Origin of the sequence: Bradyrhizobium erythrophlei, assembly GCF_042430365.1 — a bacterium.
GTDB lineage: Bacteria > Pseudomonadota > Alphaproteobacteria > Rhizobiales > Xanthobacteraceae > Bradyrhizobium > Bradyrhizobium erythrophlei.
The window spans coordinates 1-15,394 of sequence record NZ_JBHMET010000256.1 but is presented as its reverse complement, the minus strand read 5'-3'; the positions used below and the strand labels follow the sequence as shown (position 1 = coordinate 15,394).

Here is a 15,394-nt window from a genome sequence, read left to right as displayed (position 1 = left end):
GGCCGTCGTCACCCTCGCTGCAATTGCCTTATGGCTGCGCTAAGTGTCCACACCACCTAGAGGTGCTAGTTGATGTCCGCGAGCTTGTGCAGCGTCGCGCCGAAGATCAGGCTCGCTTTGCCGACCAGCGCGGTGCCGTTCATGGTGGCGCGCGTGTCGGTGAAGGTGCCGGAGAGGCCAATGCCGACCGGGGCCGGACCGCCGAACAGGGGATTGTCGGTGTCGCGCGGCGTGGTGTGCCGCTGCACCAGCAGTTCGCCCTTGAAGGCGTCGCCCTTCACCGTGTAGCTGCCAGTGTAATAGAGGTAGGCGTCGCCGCCGAGAATCTGACCGTCGCGAAACAGAACCACGCCGCTACCCTTGCCAACGCGACCGTCGAGCAAGGTGACGTGAATCGAATAAAGCCCGTTCTTCATGACGCCCCGGTTGCCGGCCGCCGCGCCCACGGACAGCCGGTCAGATTTTTATGCCAAAGCGCGCAACCGGGCGCAACGCGACAAGTTGATTCCATGGCCCCCGTGTTGGGAGGACCCTCGGTTCCCGCCAGGCGGTATGATGAGGAGGTGACGGCGGTCCGTGGACGCGAATCAAACTGGCCCGCGAAATGCATGGCTCTGGTTGCACTGGCCGGTGAGTGCTGGAGCAGACACCATGACGGACTGGATTGAATCCGGCGGCCCCTTGGCGCGCCCCTGCGCTGACGATGGAACTCTGGCGCGACGCCGCGCCGGCCTCGCGACGGCCTCGCTGCGGATCGGGCTTGCCGCCTTGCTGTCGGTGGCGGCGCAGCTCGCACAGGCCCGCGATCTCGACGGCCGCTACGCCAATTCACCGCTCAAGCAATGGTTCGACAGTCTGCGCAGCGGGAAGGGGCCGTGCTGCTCGGACGCCGACGGCACCGCGGTCAGCGACGTTGATTGGGAATCCAAGGATGGACACTACCGCGTGCGCCTCGACGGTCAGTGGATCGATGTCCCGGATGAAGCCGTCATCACCGAACCCAACCGCGCCGGCCGCACCATGGTCTGGCCGATCCGCGGCTATATGGGCATCACGATCCGCTGCTTCCTGCCGGGCAGCATGACGTAGCGGGATACGGCCGCAGGGGCCCTCGTCGTTCGAGACGGCGCTTACGCTCCTCCTCACCATGACCGGCAGGTGAGCGCGTTGCGGTCATGCATACTTCTTGTCACGCTCCAGCAGTTCGATCGAGATGCCCTGCGGGCCGCGGATGAAGCAGATGCGCACGCCGGGGCGGATGGTGGTGGGCTCCGTCGTGAACTCGACGCCCTTGGCCTTGATCTCGGCGGCGACCGCGTCGATGTCCCTTACCGCCAAGCCGAAATGATCGAGCCCCTGATACGGCGTCGCGGGTGCGGCGTTGACGCCGTCGCCGGGCTTGACCTCCGCGATGAACAGCTTGGCGCCGCCGAGCTGCACGTCGATCCGGCCGGGGCCGCGGATGATCTCGGCCCCTAGAATGTCGCGCAGCCAGGCCGCGGTCACTTCCGGATCGGGGCTGCGCAGGTGGACGTGATCCCAAGTGACGGTCGGCATCGTGATCTCCTTGACGTGTTTTTGAAGGTGTTCTTGTTGGTTGCGACCGCGCCCTTATGCCTGTCGCGCGCCGCGCTGAAGCCGGCGCAAATCTAGCGGCCGGCCGTGTGCAAGGCCATCCCCGCGCGCGCGTGATTGCCGCAATATTGCCGTGCAGAAATGAAACCATTTCGATCGTCAGCGATTGTATCCGACTGGCGCCGTACCGCGGCCGTCGTCCCTAGAAGCCGTACGGTGCAATGCCCGTAGGGCTTTTTTCATGCGCGGCGACGCTACCGGCGTTGCGCGGGTGAGGGCACGGCAAATGCGGATCGGCACGGCGTCGTTTCGAAATGTTGGGACAAGCCTGGCCTTGCCGCTGATCGCGATCGGAGGAATCGCCGCGTGGCTAATGCTCCCCGAGCCGAGCGACGCCGAGGGCCAGGCCGCGTCGCCAGCCTCGTCGGCGATCGTTCTGACGGCACAGACCACCTCGACCGACGCTCCGCCAAGCCCGGCGGCGGACAAGGATACGGCGGCGCCGTCGGCAATTGCCGCGCCAGCGGATGAACCGGCCACGGTCGGCATCGCCACTGCGCCCGACGCCCAGCCGGAGAAATTACCGCTCGACGGCCTCAGGATCTCCTCGCAGTCGTTTCGGCGTGGCGGGCTCGGCTCGAAAGCCCTGGTCACGCTGACGCTCCGCAACGGCAATGACTTTGCCGTTAAGGATATCGAGATCGCCTGTGCCTTCACCCGAAGCGACGGCACCCAGCTGACCGAGCGCAAGCGTCTCATCCCCGACACCATCGCGATGAAGAGCCGGAAGACCTATCCCGGCATCTTGATCGGATTCGTAAATATCAATGCAAACAAGGCCAAATGCTCCGTCGTCACGGCGAGCCGGATCTAAACCCTCCGTCCCGAAAAAGTGACCGGTTCCGGTGAACCTTGGGAGTTGACAGGGAACTAACTGGTAGGTCGCCCGTTACAGCGTGGTCCGGAAGTGTGGAGTGCGGATTTCCGAGAGATCGCGCGCAAGCGGTTGCGTGTCGGCCATTTGTCGTCGCGCTCAAGGTGAATGAACCGCGTCATGGCGCGGGGGAGCTACAATATGCCCGTGGCGCGATACTTCCTGTATGTCGGCGGAGTTCTGCTCGCGCTGCTTTTTGTGATCAACGCCATCGTTCCCCAGGAGGAAGTGGTCGCCACAACCAACCTGTCCACGCCGGGTGTCGACAAGAGCACGGTCCGTATCCATTCGACCCAGAAGCTGCCGGAGCGGGTGGTGTATGACACCAGCCTGCCGACCGTGGTTCCGCCGCAGGCGACAGTGGTTGCCGCGGCTCCGGCCCCGCCCGATCAGTCGGCCAAGGCCCGCGTGCGCGATACCTTTGCCCAGTTCATTCCTGAGGCCAAGCCCGAGGCGAACAAGGCGTCGGCCGATGCCAAGCCGCTCGAGCAGCAGGCGCAAGCCGTGCCGGCCCCGGCGCCGAAGAAGCGCAAGGTCGCCAGGGCTCATACCAACCCGTCGATGCAGCCGCAGCGCTTCGCGCAGCCGGGTCAGTACCAGCAGCCGGGTCAGTACCAGCCGTTCCGTATCGCACAGCAGCAGCGCGGCTTCTTCAACGGCTTCGGCACCTGGTAGCCGCCGACCGCCCGACGTCGTCGGGCGGGAGCTCCTCAATTACCGCGGCAGCTTCGGAATCTTGTCGGCGAACCCGTTGTAGCAGGTCAGCCGCTCGTCCTCTTCCTTCAGGAACCGGCACTCGTTGACGCCCTTGGCGGCGGGCGCCTTCGGCTTGGGCTGCGGCTTGAAGATCTCGTCGTAGCAGGTCAGCCGCTCTTTGGTGGCGTCGTCGATGTCCTGACAGGCCTGCAGCTTCTGCGCGACCGATTGTGGCTTGCCCGGCGCGGCGGCCTTCTCGCCCTTCTTGGCGGCCGGTTTCTTGCCGACCTGCACCAGCGGCTTGTCGCCGACCATCGGCGGCTGGGAGGCGGCCGGCTTGGCGGCATCGGCCGGCGGCGTGGTGCCTTGAGCAAGCGCAACAGCCGGATAGAGGAGCGCCAGCGCGAGGATGATCTGTCTCATGTCGAATTGTCCGAAATGACGTGATGACCGGGAGGAGGGTACCGGGGCTCGGAAAAGCCGGGCCGGTGCCGTGACTTAACGCATGTTCCTCGGAAATCCTACCCCAGACTTGGGCTGCGAGGTATCCATCCACCATTCACTGTGGCGTCGACGGCCGCGTCGGTCTGCCCGGATCGAGCGCGAGCGTTGCCCGGGCATCGCTCATCCGGCCGTTCAGCCCCTCGACGCTGGCACACGGTGTGCGAGCGCCGTCCGCCATTGCGTCGGGCAAGGGCTGCCGCTACAAGCGCGGCATCTGCGCGACTGGCGCTTGGATGGATGACCATCGGGGAGCGCAGAGGCTGAACGCCGCGCGCCTGGGCACCGCTTCGAAACGGAGGTGCCATGACGGCGAATATTCTCGATGGGCACGCACACGCCCAGATCCTTATCGACAATGTTGCAGACGAGCTTGAGCGCTTGCCCCATGCGCCGGGGCTGGCGGTGGTGCTGGTCGGCGATGATCCGGCAAGCCACATCTACGTTCAGAACAAGATCCGTGTCGCGCAGAAGCTCGGCCTGCGCGGTGAGGTCGAGCGCCTGCCAAGCGACGCGAGCGAGGCCGATCTGCTCGCCCGCATCGCGACGCTGAACGCGCGCGACGACATCGACGGCATCCTGGTCCAGCTGCCGCTGCCGGCGCAGATCGACGCCCTGCGCGTGATGGCGGCGGTCGATCCGTCCAAGGACGTCGACGGCCTGCATGCGCTCAATGCGGGCCGCCTGTTCCACGGTGACGACGCGCTGGTGCCGTGCACGCCGCTCGGCTGCCTGCGCCTCATCAAGTCGATCCGATCAGATCTCACCGGATGTCATGCCGTCGTGATCGGCAGCTCCAACATCGTCGGCAAGCCGATGGCCGCGCTGCTCCTGCAAGAGCACGCGACCGTGACGCAGACCCACATCCACACTCGCGGCATCAGCAATATCTGCCGTCAGGCCGACATCCTGGTCAGCGCGGTGGGGAAAGCCGGACTGGTGCGCGGCGACTGGATCAAGCCGCAGGCGATCGTGATCGATGTCGGCACAACGCGCGTCGAGCGGCCGGACGGTGGATACGAGGTTCGCGGCGACGTGACCTTCGACGAGGCGGTTCAGGTTGCCGGCGCCATCACGCCGGTGCCGCGCGGCGTCGGCCCGATGACCATCGCCTGCCTGATGGAGAACACCGTCAAGGCCGCGAAGGCGAGGGCCTTGCGACCTCACTAGCCGACGGCCGCGCACGGAATCCGGAGGATGCGCGCAGCGCAACTGCGCGCACGGACAGCTGCGTTCCATCGGCTGATCAGCGTGCGGTGCGGAACGTTTCCATTCGGCGTCCGTTCGAGAGGGGTGGTCCGCAAGGAAAGGACAAGGGCTGCGGGAAAAAGCGGGCCAAGGCCGGAACCAAAAAAGGAGTAGCGCATGAAACTGAATTCCGCGCAGGTGAAGCAGACGATGACGCAACTGGACGCCCAGGTGCTTCCCGACGATCATCCAGCCGTCGCGAAATTGAACAGTGTGTTTGGCGAGCACACCTTCTTCGTCGACAGGAATGGCCTGAAGGTCCTCGAACCCGCCGATGCCCCCGACGTCCCCGGCCAGACTGGTGAAGTCGTCAGCCTTGCCGAGTGGAGCGATCCGGACCTCACGAGCCTCAGGCCACACGAGCCGGAACCGACCGGCGTGCTCATCGTCCTTGAACCGATGAAGCACTAGACCGCCGGCGGTCCAGGCCAGCATCACAGTCGCGTTCACGTGATGCGTTCGTCGACGACCCGGCGCCGCGCGAAAGTCCCTTTCGTCACATCAAGACGTGCCCAAAGTCACATGGCAAATCAGCCTTGCCTGCGTATGCATCGGTTCCAGCGGAGCGTATCCGGGCGATGGAGGGCAAATGGGGATGGTGCGGCGCTGGAGTCCCGACGAGGACCGCAAGCTTGAGGAACTCGCCAAGGCCGGCAAGAACGCCTTTGATATCAGCAACGAACTGACTCGCAGTACCTCGGCCGTGCGCCGGCGGGCCGAGGTTCTGTCGATCCTTTTGACGGCGAAAGCCTGGCGGGCACGCCCGTCGCACGTCGCCACGCATCTCGAACGCGTCGCCATCGACGCGATCAGGACGGGCCGCCCGTTTCCCGCAGGTGTTGGTCCGAGCACGCTTGCCGGGATGCTCGACAAGGGTTGGATCGTCCCGGAAGGACCGCGGACGTATCGCGTCACTGATGCCGGCACCGAGGCGGTGCGCCGCAAGATACCGAGCAGTTGACGGCGGGCCGCGTCACGTCGCAGCCATGATGTGTCGTGGGTTATGCATGGGCCGGCCTGATGTTCGTCTCGGCGGCGGTCAACGCCTTCGTCGCGCTGACCTCAAGCGTCGCGACATGGGCCATGGTGATGCCGATCTTCGGCATCGTGAGCAAGGTGGTGGTCTTTCTCGCCGGATTTGCTGCCATGCGCCTCACCGCGAGGCGGCGGATACGCGTGATGCCCGCGCTGCAACGCGATGCGCTGCCGGCTGCGACAGGAAGAGCTTAGTTCCCGCCACGCAGAACCGCGTAGGCAGGGTGCGCCGGAAGGCGTACAATCGCGTGGTCCTTCGCAGTCAAGGTGACGTGGAGGTGGCCATGAAATATGTGCTGCTTGGCAATCTGAGCCCGGAATGGGCGAGCAGGCAATCGGATCGGATCGGCAAGGCCAAGGCAAAGCTCGACAAGCTCGGCATCAAGATCGAGTCGATCCACTACACGCAGGGCTACTACGATTTCGTCGACATCGTCGATGCCCCGAACCAGGAGGCGATGCTTGCGTTCTCGGTCTGGTACGCGGCCCAGGGTCTGGGACGAATCCAGAGCATGCCGGCCTTCGACGTAAAGAGCTTCGAAACCGCGATCAAGGACGCGGGCTAGGCGCCCCGTGGTGGCTCGCGGGTCCGCGCACGTGCGCGCCACGTGCCGTGCAGCCGCGCGCCATCGCGCCTGAAAGAATCAATCGTGCCAAGCCCCGTGCAGCCGTGCCCGATCCGCGCTAGAGTGGCGCGAGCGGGGGCTACGCGTTGCAACGGAGGTCCTCCATGAAAGTCAAGGACGTGATGCACAAGGGCGTCGAGTGGGTTGGCCCCGACACGCCGCTCGCTGAAATCGCGAAGCTGATGCAAGGACACGACGTCGGGTGCATTCCGATCGGGGATAATGATCGGCTGATCGGGATGGTGACGGATCGCGACATCGTCTGCAAAGGCCTCGCGCGCAAGGACTTCAACGCCGCGCGGATGACCGCGCGCGACGTGATGACCGAAGGAATCCACTGCTGCCGGGACGATGACGATCTGGCAAAGGCGGTGCACCACATGGACACGCTGAAGGTCCGCAGGCTGCCGGTGATCAACAAGAGCAAGCGGATGGTCGGCATGATCAGCATGGGCGACGTCGGCCAGTATGCCGTTGCCGAGCTTGTCACCGAGCATGTGAAGAGCGTGTCGGCGCACCACCATTGAGGGCAAATTCGATCTGCCGCGGACATGACCGGCAGATCGGCTGGCATCGTGGTCTGCAAAACCGACGGTGCCGAACACCACGGCCGATGCGGAGGACGCTCTCGCGTCGCCGGGGCGTCATGATGGCCCGCCGGGGCGTCCCCTCTTCAGAAGGGAGGAGGCAATGATCCACGCGACCTGCCACACTGCCGATAACGTCGTCTGTCTCGAGTTCGACGCCACACCCTGGTTCAGCGAGGCCGAACCCCCAAGCATCATCGGTCTCGCCCAGCATGGGTGGTCCAGCGCCGCGATCGCGGAATCCCTCGAGCACCGACGCGGATACGAGCGCCTGCACGAGCTCATTCAGTATGCGGCCCAGCGACTGCAGCCGGAATCCCTGGAGGACGTGACCTGGGACACCTTCGCGTGCGTGGTCGACGGACCTGAGGCCATGGCCTGGCTCGCGACAAATCGGCCCGACATTGCGGCCCGGATCCCTGCTGAGGTCCGGCAGCCTGCGTAAGGGCCGTCGGCTTTCGGTGCCGGCTGTCATGCCGCAGCGAAGCTTGCGAGTGGAGAAACCGCGATGCGCTATCGTCTCGCTTTCGCTGTTGTGTCGGTGATGGCGTTGCTGGTTGATCCCATCGACGCCGTGTCGCAGGACATGCTGCGCAGCGTCGACCTCGACAGCCCGGACATGTCGACATCGGACATGACGCGTGCCGAAGTCGAGGCGCTGCTCAAGGCGGCGCCTCACGACCCCGCCGACTCGCGCACTGCGGATCTGGAAGGCAGGCGGCTGTCGCACCTCGATCTTTCGGGCCTCGACTTCTCCGGTCGGAGTCTTCGCCTCGCCAAGCTCAACGGTGCGAACCTGAAGGGCGCGCGGTTCGATGGTGCCATCCTCAACCAGGCCTGGATGATCGATGCCGACCTGACCGAGGCGTCCCTGGTCAAGGCGTCGCTGCTCGGCACGCAAATGCAGCGTGCCAAGCTTGGCGGCGCCGATCTGAGCAACGCGCGCATCACCGCTGATCTCTCCGGCGCCAGCCTGATCGGGGCAAGGCTTGCGGGCGCCGATCTCAGCGCCGACATGCGCAACCAGTCGATGGGCTTGATGCGCGGCGTCCTGAGATCCGCCGATCTCAGGAATGCGGATCTCTCCGGCGCCAACCTCGCGCGCGCCGATCTCGAATTCGCCGGCCTCAAGAACGCCAATCTGGCGGATTGCAACCTCAGCCGAGCCGACCTTGCCGGCGCGGATATGTCGGACGCCAATCTCGCGCGCGCCGATCTTACCGACGCCGACCTCGCATCGGCCCTGTTGCCGCGCGCGACAGCGCTGGCCGAGGCGCGCAATCTGGACAAGGCCCGGAACATGAACCTGGCGCGGCGCCCGGACTAGGGTAGGGCCGATGACGGATTGCAACGCTCGGGCGCTAGACCTAGATTGAGGAGAGAACCACGTGGCCGCTCATCGTGCGGCGAGGTCGACCTCACGCTGGACGGTTCCATTTCAGCATCGGAGGTCGAGCCATGACCATTGCTCCCACGCTCCGCAACTATCTCTCCAGTGAGAACATCCAGTACGACGAGATCCCCCACGATCCGACGATGACGTCCGCGCGCACGGCCGAGGCGTGCCATATCTCGGGCGATCGTCTCGCCAAGGGCGTCGTCTTGCGACGCGACGGCGGCTACATGCTCGCGATCGTGCCGGCATCCCACCACCTCAAACTTCCGGATTTGAGGACACGACTCGGCGAGGATATCGAGATGGCCAGCGAAACCGAGATCAATCGGATCTTCGCGGACTGCGCGCCCGGAGCCGTTCCGGCCACCGGCCGGTGCTACGGGCTCGATCTCATCGTCGACGACAGCATCGAGACGCAGCCGGAGGTCTATATCGAGGCCGGCGATCACGCGACGCTGCTCCGTTTGACGCATGCAGAGTTCACGCGCCTGACGGCCAACGTCCCGCATGGACGTTTCAGCGTGCACGACTGACGCGGCATCGCTTGCCAGGTGATCCGCCGGCCGCGCCGTCTTGACATTGCGTTGCAGCCGCGGTTGAATTGAATTCAATTCAGTTTTGAGATCAGACATGTCTGCCACCGGCATCGGGACGCGGGAGCGGTTGATCCGCGCGGCCGAACAGGAGCTCATTTCCGGCCACGGCCATCTGGAGATGCAGGCCGTTGCCAGGCGGGCGCAGGTGTCCGTCGGGCTCGCCTATCACCATTTCGGATCGAAGGCCGGTTTGATCGCGGCCGTTGTCGAGGACTTCTACAGCCGCCTCGACGAGGGGGCGTTCAGTGGCGCCAGCCTGCGCGCGGACAGCTGGGCAGGCAGGGAAAGGGAGCGGATCGGCGCCTATGTCGCGTTTCACTATGCCCACCCCTTTGCGCCGCTTGTCATCGGGGCATTGAGCCGCGCGCCTGAAGTGCTTGACGTCGAGAGTGCCTTCACCAGCCGCCAGCTCGCGGCCGGTGCGCGGATGATCGCGGCGGCACAGCGCGACGGCGTCGTTCCCGACGACATCGATCCCGATCTCACCATCGCGCTGATGATCGGCGGCATTCGCCAGGCGCTGATCGGCGCGCTGATGCGCGACCGGCGACCCGATCCTGCCAGGCTCACCGACGACATCTGGGCCTTCATGGCGGCCGCCCTGCGCCTGACCGCGCGCGCGAAGGCGAAGGTTCGGGGCAGCAACAAGGTCGCCTGACATTCAGCAACCGCCAACCGCATGGCACCAGAGGTCTTGTTGTGTTGTTCAACCCGCACGATTTCCACACGCCGCGATCGTCCTACAGCAGGGAAGACTTGCTCAAGTCAGGCGAGGGCGGCTATTTCGGCCCCGGCAATGCGCAGTTGCCGGCGCCGCCGATGCTGATGATGGACCGCATCACCGAGATCAGCCTGGACGGCGGCGAGTTCGGCAAAGGCCACATCATCGGCGAATTGGACATCACGCCCGGCCTCTGGTTCTTCGCGTGTCACTTTCGTGGCGACCCGGTGATGCCGGGATGTCTCGGCCTCGATGCGATGTGGCAGATCATCGGCTATTGGCTCGGATGGTCGGGTTCGCCGGGCAAGGGCCGCGCCGTCGGCGTGGGCGAAGTGAAGTTTCGCGGACATATCACGCCGGATATCAAACGCGTGCGCTATGAGGTCGACATGCGCCAGGTCCGGCGCGGCAGGCTGGCGCTCGGCATCGCGAACGGCCGCGTGTTTGCCGATGACGCCTGCGTCTATGTCGCGCGCGACATGCGGGTTGGGCTGATCATGCCCGCAACCTGAGTTATCGCATCCTGTCGCGAGCGCGGTGAACCGGTCGGCCGTTATGCGAGGCCTTTCGGAATCATGCCCGGCAGGCGGCCGCGCCAGAAGGCGCGCAGTGCGTCGGCCAGGTCGCGCGGATTGTCCTCCTGAACGTTGTGGCCGGCGCCGGCGATGGTGACCCACCGCCCGTCGGGGAAGCGCGCCGTGAAGTCACGGGCCGCGTCTTCGGTGACGATCAGGCTTTCGCCGCCCCTCACCAGCAGGAACGGCGCGACCATCTCCGCGACACGCGCCTCGAAGCCGGCGAGATGGTTCAGGATCGCGGGAAAGTCCGTCGGACGGCGCTGGTCCCGCTTCCACACCAGGCGCCCGTCGTCGCCGCGCTTCAGGAGGGTGCGCATCCGGTATCGAAGCCGCTCCGGATCGCTCCTCGGACTGACGGCAAGCGCCATCGCGACCACTTCGTCCACGGTCGCCGCGCCAGGAAAACCCGTCATGAAGGCTCGCATTCGCGCCGTCGCGGCGAACACGGGGCGTGAGATCACATCGACCATCGCGAGGCTTTCGGTGCGGTCCGGGTGGCGCAGCGCGAACTCACAGGCCGCCGTTCCACCGAGCGACATGCCGGCGATGTGCGCGCGTTCGAGCGCCAGTCCGTCGAGCACCGCGACGACGTCGGTCGCGTAGCTTGTGATGGAGTAGTCGTCGGCCCATTCGCTGGCGCCGTGGCCGCGCATGTCGAGCGCCACGAGCCGGAAGTCGGACCGCAGCGCCATCGCGACAAAGTCCCAGGTGCGGGCGGTGAGCGCGCCGCCGTGCAGCAACACCGCCGGCGGTCCGAGGCCGCCCCAATCGAGCGTGTGGATGCTGGGTCGGTCCGGCGTGCGAAAGCTCCGCGAACGCGGTGGCGCGAGGTCGGTCGAGGCAATGCCGAGCCGATCCGCTATTGTCGCCAGCGCCTCGGGATGCAAATCGTCCATGACAAATCTCTTACTTAGGGTACCCTAAGTAATGCCCATGAACCGCAGGATGTCAATGGCCACGCGACAACGTCGAACACCGCAAGCGGCGAAGTTCGCAATCCTCGATGCCGCCGAGCGGCGACTGCACGACGAGGGGCCCGACGGCGTGCGCATCCAGCGCATCGCCGCGGATCTCGGCATCACCGACGCGGCGATCCACTACCATTTCGGCACCCGCGAGGCGTTGATGGACGCGCTCCTGCGCCGCACCGGACGCCGGCTGGTGGATGACATTGCGGCGACCATCGAAGGCTGGGCGCCGGACCAGATCGACGTCGCCGCGCTCGGCCGGTTGTTTCAACGCGCCTATGCGGACGAGCGGGCCGCCAGGCTCGCGCTCTGGCTGAGCCTCGCCGGCTGGCAGCCAAAGGGCTCAGGCATGCTCAAGTCGCTGGTCGAGCGCGTACATCGCGCGCGGGCTGAAGCCGCGCGGAAAGCGGGCAGGGCCGCGCCACGGTTGTCCGACACCCAGTACGCTATCGCTCTCCTGAGTGCGGCTCACATGCATGCGGCGATGTCAGGCAAGGCCTTGCTGGCGAGCGTCGCCGAGGATCCCTCCGGCCTCGACCAGCGCGACTTCCTCGACTTCGCGGTCGGGTTGATCGCGCGCCATCTTGCGGAGAGTTGATCCTGGCCTCGGCATAGCACCGGAGGGCGCTGTGCTAGGGTCGCGGGATCATCGCAAGGGAGGCTGACCCGATGTACATCGCAGGATTCGTGATTCCCGTGCCCGCGGACAAGATGGAAGCCTATCGCAAATGGGCCGAGAACGGCGCGGCACTCTTCAAGGAGTATGGATGCATCGAGATCGTGGAGTCCTGGGAAGACAACGTCCCCAGCGGCAAATACACCGACTTCCGCCGCGCCGTCGATGCAAGGGACGGCGAGAAGATCGTCTTCTCGTGGCAAGTGTGGCCCGACAAGGCGACGCTCGACGCGGCCGAAGCAAGCATGCACGACGACAAGCGCTTCGAGCCGAAGGGCGAAATTCCGTTCGACCCCAAGCGCCTGATCCTAGGCTGCTTCAGCCCAATCTTCACGATGGGCCGCGCGGGGTGATGTTGGAGCTGCCGAGCTACTTCGCCGGCAGCGCCTTCACGTAGCGCGGTCCGGTCGCAACCGGCGCGGCGGCGGGGCTCAGATCGACCGTGAAGCCGACCTTCAGCACGTCGTCGTCCCGACGGAAATTGTAGTTGAAGAACGGCGAGGCTGTCGGCGTGTTGAAATTCGCGTCGCCCCACCAGGTGTGCTGGTATTCCGCAAACAGCGACACCGGATGACCGTAGCCTTGCAGGAACGCCGGTTGCCAGGCGCCGCCGACGCCGAGCGTGCCGCCGGCGACCCATGCCGATTGCGAGCTCGACACCGGGATGAAGTTGATGTTGAGCGTCTCGTTCAGCACGCTGACGCCGGCGATGCCGTAGAGCCAGACACCGGCGCCGAGCTGCGGGCCGGCCTTGACGCCGAAGGTGCCCATGAACTTCGCGGTGGTGCCGAGATAGCTGCCGCCGGCAAAGGTGTGATTGACCGGCGCGTCGATGAAATCGAACGAGGCGAACGGGCTGACGATCACGTTGTTCGCCCACGGCGCGAACCTGTAGCCGATCAGAAAACCGCCGCCGACGGGATCGGCGCGATCGCTGAACTGGTTTGTCACCATGTCGGTCGCAGCCAGCCGCTCGGTCGAGCGCACCCAGCCCCAGTTCTTTACCAGCTCACCGCCGAGGTAGAGGCCTGAGGAAGCGACTTGTATTTCAGTTCTCACCGATGGCGTGGTGGCGTGTTGCGGCGGTGATGGGCAGGGCACACGAACAAAATTCCGGCCCGTCTTTGGGTTGAAGGCGGAATTGCCTCCGCCGATCTGGAGTCCTGAGTGAAGATGCCCTCCGTCTTCGTAAAGCGCTCCGCCAGGAATCGTCGGAACACACATTCCCGTCTTGGTATCGATCCAAGCCCCGTCCTCGCTCCGCGCAAAATTCCGGCCGGTCTTTGGATTGAACGCGTAGTTGCCTCCACCGACTTGAAGTCCTGAGTGGAGCTCCCCACCGTCTTCGTAGAGCGCGCCGCCGGGAATGGTAGGTACCGGCTTTCCTGTTTTCGCATCGATCCAACACGCTTCTTTGCAGGAGCTTTGTGCGAACGCCGTCCCGACCAATGCATTGCCGAGGAGTGCTTGGATCAGTACGCACAATCCCAGCAATTGTGCTTGCCGCAGAGTCACGACCATCTGAGACGCCCCCAAAAGTAGGTCAAATCGACCGTGCCCGCACCCAAGTTGGCAATTGGCTGCGGTCCACCCCGTGCCTCTCCCGGTCGCTTTCTGCCATCGCCGCGCACACCGACCGTGGAAAATCGCGAAATGACGCCCCCGTCCATGATCACGCCCCCCGCGTGTGCTAATTTGTCGCGGCCACTAGCTGGGATGTCAAACGCGTCCGGAGCTGCCGGCACGGAATGTCGACATGTGTAACCGGGGCGCCACAGGCCGTGGCGGTACTGGGCCTTCCGGCCTTGCCACGATCGGGCACGAAGCGCGCTGGTTGCGGCTCAATGAGCGGAGCAACGTCCGATGAGATATTTCCTCAATGCGGCCAAGCTGCTGCTCCTCGACCTGGCGTCGACCATTTGCTTTCTCGTTGTGTTTCTGCTGACGCACAACACGATCCTTGCGGTCGGCCTCGGCATCGCGCTGGGGCTCGTCCAGATCGGGACGCAGTTTGTTCGCGGCAAGCCGATCGAGACCATGGAGTGGCTGAGCCTGTTCCTAATCGTCGCTGCCGGCACCGCGACGCTGCTCACCGACGACCCGCGCTTCGTCTTGTTCAAGCCAAGCGTGATCTACGCGATCGTCGGCGTCGTGATGCTCAAGCCCGGCTGGATGAACCGCTATTTGCCTGATATCGCAAAGGCTGTCGTGCCCGACGTCGCCGTGGTCGTGGGCTTCGTCTGGTCGGGGTTGATGTTCGTTTCGGCAGCGGTGAATGCGTTTGTCGCGCTGACCTTCAGCGTCGCGACATGGGCTGTGGTCATGCCGATCTTCGGCATCGTCAGCAAGCTGGTGGTCTTCCTCGCCGGATTTGCCGCCATGCGCATCATCGGCCGGCGCCGCGTGCGCGCCATGCCCGCGGTCGAACGCGACGCGCTGTTGGCTGCGACGGGGCGGGCGTGACGGCTCGACCCTGGCTGGCTTGGGGCCGGCCGCAGCCGTCTCCAATGGAGGAGATAGCGACGTGGCACCTCCTTCGGATTGCCACGCCCATGCGACCGCCTCGGCGCTTCGATCCCGATCGCCCGCGCTAATGCTATGGCAGATGTGCGGCTTTGCGCGCAGCTGCAACCCAGTCCGTGACGTTGTCCGAGTTCAAGATCGCATCTTCCCAAGCACTCTTGGCGGCCGCCAACCGCCCGCCGAACTCGCCGAACGCGAGCTGGCCGCCTTTGCCGCATGCGTGATCGATCTCGAGTTGGAGCTTGAGAAATTCCTCGGCCGCCTTCCGCACCTTGCCGAGGGTATGCAATCGCTCCGAGATCGACCGGCCGCGTTGGGTCGTCTTCGGCGCGGCCTTCTTCGGGGCCGGCTTGCGCTTCTTCGCGGACTTGGCGGCCTTCGTCGTCTTCTTGACCACCGACCTCTCCTCATGTTCGGCCGGTCGGGCTACAGGCCATTTTTCAGCGGGCAGCCTACGGGTGGTGCGGTTCGCCCGCGCATGCCGGCCTCAGGTCTCCAAGGGGGCGCACTTGCCATTCCCATCGACGGAGGGTTGCGTCCGCCGAGGGGGCAGGGGCATGCTTGAGAATAGGTGGAAATCCGACGCAACAAGCGCAACACAATGAGATCGGAAATTTTCAACTAACCCACTGATATCATTGGCGCGTATGATGCTCCCCATTGCAGCAGGACGTACAGAGGTGAGCTGGCAACTTTGATTGTGCTGTTCACGGACTTCGGGTTGCACGGCCCGT

Annotated in this window: 23 protein-coding genes and 1 riboswitch; of the genes, 17 read left to right on the top strand and 6 right to left on the bottom strand. The window is 65.0% G+C overall.

Translation table 11 applies throughout. From position 1 onward, the window contains the following. Positions 1–65: 65 nt before the first annotated feature. Positions 66–416: a GrlR family regulatory protein gene (locus ACFFWD_RS39110; protein ID WP_376974729.1), complete on the bottom strand. Its 351-nt coding sequence runs from the start codon at positions 414–416 to the stop codon at positions 66–68. A gap of 235 nt (positions 417–651) precedes the next feature. Between ACFFWD_RS39110 and ACFFWD_RS39105 the strand changes: the two genes are divergently transcribed. After that, positions 652–1,089, top strand: a complete 438-nt coding sequence (locus ACFFWD_RS39105) for a hypothetical protein (protein ID WP_376974728.1) — start codon at positions 652–654, stop codon at positions 1,087–1,089. Positions 1,090–1,173: 84 nt separating this feature from the next. Here ACFFWD_RS39105 and ACFFWD_RS39100 read toward each other — a convergent pair whose 3' ends face one another. After that, positions 1,174–1,557, bottom strand: coding sequence for a VOC family protein (locus tag ACFFWD_RS39100; RefSeq protein ID WP_376974727.1), 384 nt, complete (start codon positions 1,555–1,557; stop codon positions 1,174–1,176). Between the two features lie 259 nt (positions 1,558–1,816). Here ACFFWD_RS39100 and ACFFWD_RS39095 point away from each other — a divergent pair, with 259 nt between their 5' ends. Both ACFFWD_RS39095 and ACFFWD_RS39090 read left to right on the top strand, forming a co-directional pair. Then, a complete protein-coding gene (locus ACFFWD_RS39095) occupies positions 1,817–2,449 on the top strand; it encodes a hypothetical protein (RefSeq protein WP_376974726.1) in 633 nt (210 codons plus the stop codon). A 201-nt stretch (positions 2,450–2,650) separates the two neighbouring features. Continuing rightward, positions 2,651–3,184, top strand: a complete 534-nt coding sequence (locus tag ACFFWD_RS39090; RefSeq protein WP_376974725.1) for a hypothetical protein — start codon at positions 2,651–2,653, stop codon at positions 3,182–3,184. A 39-nt stretch (positions 3,185–3,223) separates the two neighbouring features. Here ACFFWD_RS39090 and ACFFWD_RS39085 read toward each other — a convergent pair whose 3' ends face one another. Further along, the gene (locus ACFFWD_RS39085) at positions 3,224–3,628 is read right to left on the bottom strand and encodes a hypothetical protein (RefSeq protein WP_376974724.1); all 405 of its coding nucleotides are present in this window, start codon (positions 3,626–3,628) and stop codon (positions 3,224–3,226) included. A 289-nt stretch (positions 3,629–3,917) separates the two neighbouring features. Next, positions 3,918–3,997, top strand: a riboswitch (ZMP/ZTP riboswitch). A gap of 15 nt (positions 3,998–4,012) precedes the next feature. Here ACFFWD_RS39085 and ACFFWD_RS39080 point away from each other — a divergent pair. From ACFFWD_RS39080 to fabA, 11 genes are all read left to right on the top strand, one after another. Then, positions 4,013–4,876, top strand: a complete 864-nt coding sequence (locus ACFFWD_RS39080) for a bifunctional 5,10-methylenetetrahydrofolate dehydrogenase/5,10-methenyltetrahydrofolate cyclohydrolase (protein WP_376974723.1) — start codon at positions 4,013–4,015, stop codon at positions 4,874–4,876. Between the two features lie 195 nt (positions 4,877–5,071). After that, positions 5,072–5,365, top strand: a complete 294-nt coding sequence (locus ACFFWD_RS39075; RefSeq protein WP_376974722.1) for a hypothetical protein — start codon at positions 5,072–5,074, stop codon at positions 5,363–5,365. A 178-nt stretch (positions 5,366–5,543) separates the two neighbouring features. After that, positions 5,544–5,915 carry an SANT/Myb-like DNA-binding domain-containing protein gene (locus ACFFWD_RS39070; protein WP_376974721.1) on the top strand — a complete coding sequence of 124 codons (372 nt, stop codon included), beginning with the start codon at positions 5,544–5,546 and terminating at the stop codon, positions 5,913–5,915. A gap of 35 nt (positions 5,916–5,950) precedes the next feature. Further along, a complete protein-coding gene (locus ACFFWD_RS39065; RefSeq protein ID WP_376974720.1) occupies positions 5,951–6,184 on the top strand; it encodes a hypothetical protein in 234 nt (77 codons plus the stop codon). A gap of 89 nt (positions 6,185–6,273) precedes the next feature. After that, positions 6,274–6,555 (top strand): GYD domain-containing protein, encoded by a 282-nt coding sequence (locus tag ACFFWD_RS39060; RefSeq protein WP_376974719.1) that lies wholly within the window; start codon positions 6,274–6,276, stop codon positions 6,553–6,555. Positions 6,556–6,719: 164 nt separating this feature from the next. After that, positions 6,720–7,142 carry a CBS domain-containing protein gene (locus ACFFWD_RS39055; protein WP_376974718.1) on the top strand — a complete coding sequence of 141 codons (423 nt, stop codon included), beginning with the start codon at positions 6,720–6,722 and terminating at the stop codon, positions 7,140–7,142. 163 nt (positions 7,143–7,305) lie between these two features. Then, on the top strand, positions 7,306–7,647 hold the full coding sequence (locus tag ACFFWD_RS39050; RefSeq protein WP_376974717.1) for a hypothetical protein: 342 nt from the start codon (positions 7,306–7,308) through the stop codon (positions 7,645–7,647). Between the two features lie 63 nt (positions 7,648–7,710). Next, complete coding sequence (locus ACFFWD_RS39045; protein ID WP_376974716.1) at positions 7,711–8,529, top strand: pentapeptide repeat-containing protein; 819 nt, start codon at positions 7,711–7,713, stop codon at positions 8,527–8,529. Between the two features lie 131 nt (positions 8,530–8,660). Then, entirely contained in the window at positions 8,661–9,131 is a 471-nt protein-coding gene (locus tag ACFFWD_RS39040) for an aminoacyl-tRNA deacylase (protein WP_376974715.1), read from the top strand. 130 nt (positions 9,132–9,261) lie between these two features. Then, positions 9,262–9,852 carry a TetR/AcrR family transcriptional regulator gene (locus ACFFWD_RS39035; RefSeq protein WP_376974714.1) on the top strand — a complete coding sequence of 197 codons (591 nt, stop codon included), beginning with the start codon at positions 9,262–9,264 and terminating at the stop codon, positions 9,850–9,852. A 44-nt stretch (positions 9,853–9,896) separates the two neighbouring features. After that, positions 9,897–10,427, top strand: coding sequence for a bifunctional 3-hydroxydecanoyl-ACP dehydratase/trans-2-decenoyl-ACP isomerase (gene fabA, locus ACFFWD_RS39030; protein WP_376974730.1), 531 nt, complete (start codon positions 9,897–9,899; stop codon positions 10,425–10,427). Positions 10,428–10,468: 41 nt separating this feature from the next. Here fabA and ACFFWD_RS39025 read toward each other — a convergent pair whose 3' ends face one another. Continuing rightward, the gene (locus ACFFWD_RS39025) at positions 10,469–11,389 is read right to left on the bottom strand and encodes an alpha/beta fold hydrolase (RefSeq protein ID WP_376974713.1); all 921 of its coding nucleotides are present in this window, start codon (positions 11,387–11,389) and stop codon (positions 10,469–10,471) included. A gap of 55 nt (positions 11,390–11,444) precedes the next feature. Between ACFFWD_RS39025 and ACFFWD_RS39020 the strand changes: the two genes are divergently transcribed. Next, positions 11,445–12,059: a TetR/AcrR family transcriptional regulator gene (locus tag ACFFWD_RS39020; RefSeq protein WP_376974712.1), complete on the top strand. Its 615-nt coding sequence runs from the start codon at positions 11,445–11,447 to the stop codon at positions 12,057–12,059. 71 nt (positions 12,060–12,130) lie between these two features. After that, positions 12,131–12,490 carry a DUF1428 domain-containing protein gene (locus tag ACFFWD_RS39015; protein WP_376974711.1) on the top strand — a complete coding sequence of 120 codons (360 nt, stop codon included), beginning with the start codon at positions 12,131–12,133 and terminating at the stop codon, positions 12,488–12,490. 16 nt (positions 12,491–12,506) lie between these two features. Here the strand turns inward: ACFFWD_RS39015 and ACFFWD_RS39010 are convergent, their stop codons facing one another. After that, positions 12,507–13,196 (bottom strand): hypothetical protein, encoded by a 690-nt coding sequence (locus ACFFWD_RS39010; protein ID WP_376974710.1) that lies wholly within the window; start codon positions 13,194–13,196, stop codon positions 12,507–12,509. 804 nt (positions 13,197–14,000) lie between these two features. Between ACFFWD_RS39010 and ACFFWD_RS39005 the strand changes: the two genes are divergently transcribed. Then, positions 14,001–14,600: an inner membrane-spanning protein YciB gene (locus ACFFWD_RS39005; protein ID WP_376974709.1), complete on the top strand. Its 600-nt coding sequence runs from the start codon at positions 14,001–14,003 to the stop codon at positions 14,598–14,600. Positions 14,601–14,733: 133 nt separating this feature from the next. Here ACFFWD_RS39005 and ACFFWD_RS39000 read toward each other — a convergent pair whose 3' ends face one another. Beyond that, a complete protein-coding gene (locus tag ACFFWD_RS39000; RefSeq protein ID WP_376974708.1) occupies positions 14,734–15,057 on the bottom strand; it encodes a hypothetical protein in 324 nt (107 codons plus the stop codon). Positions 15,058–15,394: the final 337 nt, after the last annotated feature.